This window comes from Bradyrhizobium sp. AUGA SZCCT0105 (genome assembly GCF_018129565.1).
Taxonomy (GTDB): Bacteria; Pseudomonadota; Alphaproteobacteria; order Rhizobiales; family Xanthobacteraceae; genus Bradyrhizobium.
Genome location: NZ_JAFCMK010000026.1, coordinates 1 through 2,919, shown reverse-complemented (window position 1 = coordinate 2,919; position 2,919 = coordinate 1). Strand labels below are relative to the sequence as shown.

Here is a 2,919-nt window from a genome sequence, read left to right as displayed (position 1 = left end):
TGAAGATCGCCGTTGCCAAGGAAATCGATGCGTCCGAGCCGCGGGTTGCGGTTTCGCCCGATACCATCAAGAAGTTCAAGGCGCTGGGCGCCGAGGTCGCCGTTGAGCCGGGCGCGGGCGTCAAATCGGGGCTGCCCGATTCGGAGCTTGTCGCGGCCGGCGCCACCGTCAGCGCCGATGCGCTCAAGGATGCCGACATCATCATCAAGGTGAAGCGGCCCGAAGCCTCGGAGCTCGCGAAGTACAAGCGCGGCGCGCTGGTGATCGCGATCATGGATCCCTATGGCAACGAGGCCGCGCTGAAGGCGATGGCCGATGCCGGCGTGTCGGCGTTTGCGATGGAGCTGATGCCGCGCATCACCCGCGCCCAGGTGATGGACGTGCTGTCCTCGCAGGCCAACCTCGCCGGCTACCGCGCGGTGATCGAGGGCGCCGAAGCGTTTGGCCGGGCCTTCCCGATGATGATGACCGCGGCCGGCACCATTCCGGCCGCCAAAGTGTTCGTGATGGGGGTCGGCGTCGCCGGCCTGCAGGCGATCGCGACCGCGCGCCGGCTTGGGGCCGTCGTCACCGCGACCGACGTGCGTCCCGCCACCAAGGAGCAGGTGGAGAGCTTGGGCGCCAAATTCCTCGCCGTCGAGGACGAGGAGTTCAAGAACGCGCAGACCGCCGGCGGCTACGCCAAGGAGATGTCCAAGGAGTATCAGGCCAAGCAGGCCGCGCTGACCGCCGAGCACATCAAGAAGCAGGACATCGTGATCACCACCGCGCTGATCCCGGGCCGTCCGGCGCCGAAGCTCGTCAGCGGCGAGATGGTGAAGTCGATGAAGCCCGGCTCCGTGCTGGTCGATCTCGCGGTCGAGCGCGGCGGCAATGTCGAGGGCGCGAGGCCCGGCGAGGTGGTCGAGACCGACGGCATCAAGATCGTCGGCTACACCAACGTCGCCGGCCGCGTCGCCGCGTCGGCCTCGAGCCTCTACGCGCGCAACCTGTTCTCGTTCATCGAGACCATGGTCGACAAGGCCAGCAAGGCGCTCGCGGTCAATTGGGACGACGAGCTGGTGAAGGCCACCGCGCTGACCAGGGACGGCGCCGTCATCCATCCCAACTTCCAGCCGAAGTAAGGAGAGAAGCCATGGAGCATCTCGCGCAGGCCGTCGATCCGTTCGTGTTCCGGCTGTCGATCTTCGTTCTTGCCGTGTTCGTCGGCTACTTCGTGGTGTGGTCGGTGACCCCTGCGCTGCATACCCCGCTGATGAGCGTGACCAACGCGATCTCGTCGGTGATCGTGGTCGGCGCGCTGCTCGCGGTCGGCGTCGGCATGGTGTCGAGCGGTTCGGGCTGGGCCCGCGGCTTCGGCTTCGTGGCGCTGATCTTCGCCTGCGTGAACATCTTCGGCGGCTTCCTGGTCACCCAGCGCATGCTGGCGATGTACAAGAAGAAAGCCAAGTGAGCGGCGTGCACCTCGGGGTGACGAAGACAAAGGGGGACCTGAGATGAACGCCAATCTGGCTGCTGTTCTGTATCTCGTGGCGGGGGTGCTGTTCATCCTGTCGCTGCGCGGCCTGTCGAGCCCGGCATCGTCGCGCCAGGGCAATTTCTTCGGCATGATCGGCATGGCGATCGCGGTCGCCACCACGCTGGCGAGCCATCCGCCGGCCGACGGCGTCGCCTGGCTCCTGGTCATCGTCGCGATCGCGATCGGCGGCAGCATCGGCGCTGTCATCGCGCGCCGGGTGCCGATGACCTCGATGCCGGAGCTCGTCGCCGCGTTCCACTCGCTGGTCGGCATGGCCGCGGTGCTGGTCGCCGCCGGTGCGTTCTACGCGCCCGAAGCCTTCGACATCGGCACGCCCGGCAACATCCATCCGCAGAGCCTGGTCGAGATGTCGCTCGGCGTTGCGATCGGCGCCTTGACCTTCACCGGCTCGGTGATCGCGTTCCTGAAGCTGTCGGCCCGGATGAGCGGCGCGCCGATCATCCTGCCGTTCCGCCACGTCATCAACATCGTCCTCGCCCTGGCGCTGGTGTTCTTCATCGTCGGCCTGGTGATGAGCGGCAGCGCGCTCGACTTCTGGCTGATCACCATCATCGCGCTGGCGCTCGGCGTCTTGATGATCATCCCGATCGGCGGCGCCGACATGCCGGTCGTGATCTCGATGCTGAACTCGTACTCCGGCTGGGCCGCGGCCGGCATCGGCTTCACGCTCGGCAACTCGGCGCTGATCATCACCGGCGCGCTGGTCGGCTCGTCGGGTGCGATCCTGTCCTACATCATGTGCCACGCGATGAACCGCTCGTTCATCTCGGTGATCCTCGGCGGCTTCGGCGGCGAGACCGCGGCGGCTGGCGGCGGCTCCGGTGAGCAGAAGCCCGCCAAGCTCGGATCGGCTGACGATGCCGCCTTCATCATGAAGAACGCCTCCAAGGTCATCATCGTGCCCGGCTACGGCATGGCGGTGGCGCAGGCCCAGCACGCGCTGCGCGAGATGGGCGATATCCTGAAGAAGGAAGGCGTCGAGGTGAAGTACGCCATTCACCCGGTGGCGGGCCGCATGCCCGGCCACATGAACGTGCTGCTGGCCGAAGCCAACGTGCCCTATGACGAGGTGTTCGAGCTCGAGGACATCAACTCGGAGTTCGCCCAGGCTGACATCGCGTTCGTGATCGGCGCCAACGACGTCACCAACCCTGCCGCCGAAGAGGACAAGACCTCGCCGATCTACGGCATGCCGGTGCTGCAGGTCTGGAAGGCCGGCACCGTGATGTTCATCAAGCGCTCGCTGGCGTCGGGCTATGCCGGCATCGACAACCCGCTGTTCTACCGCGACAACACCATGATGCTGCTCGGCGACGCCAAGAAGGTCACCGAGAACATCGTCAAGGCGATGTAAGGCTGGCGGCCAATGGCGCTGAACC

The 2,919-nt window shown here is 66.3% G+C and carries 3 protein-coding genes; all 3 read left to right on the top strand.

The window, feature by feature from the left end; translation table 11 throughout:
- The coding region (locus JQ573_RS39990; protein WP_212408820.1) for a Re/Si-specific NAD(P)(+) transhydrogenase subunit alpha at positions 1 to 1,124 on the top strand (1,124 nt) is incomplete at its 5' end.
- Positions 1,125 to 1,135: 11 nt separating this feature from the next.
- A complete protein-coding gene (locus tag JQ573_RS39985; protein WP_016841609.1) occupies positions 1,136 to 1,453 on the top strand; it encodes a proton-translocating transhydrogenase family protein in 318 nt (105 codons plus the stop codon).
- A gap of 43 nt (positions 1,454 to 1,496) precedes the next feature.
- Positions 1,497 to 2,894, top strand: a complete 1,398-nt coding sequence (locus JQ573_RS39980; RefSeq protein WP_092116272.1) for an NAD(P)(+) transhydrogenase (Re/Si-specific) subunit beta — start codon at positions 1,497 to 1,499, stop codon at positions 2,892 to 2,894.
- Positions 2,895 to 2,919: the final 25 nt, after the last annotated feature.

Bases quoted from the DNA above. Each gene is read 5' to 3' on its own strand.
- JQ573_RS39980 (WP_092116272.1), top strand. From the start codon at position 1,497: ATGAACGCCAATCTGGCTGCTGTTCTGTATCTCGTGGCGGGGGTGCTG.
- JQ573_RS39985 (WP_016841609.1), top strand. From the start codon at position 1,136: ATGGAGCATCTCGCGCAGGCCGTCGATCCGTTCGTGTTCCGGCTGTCG.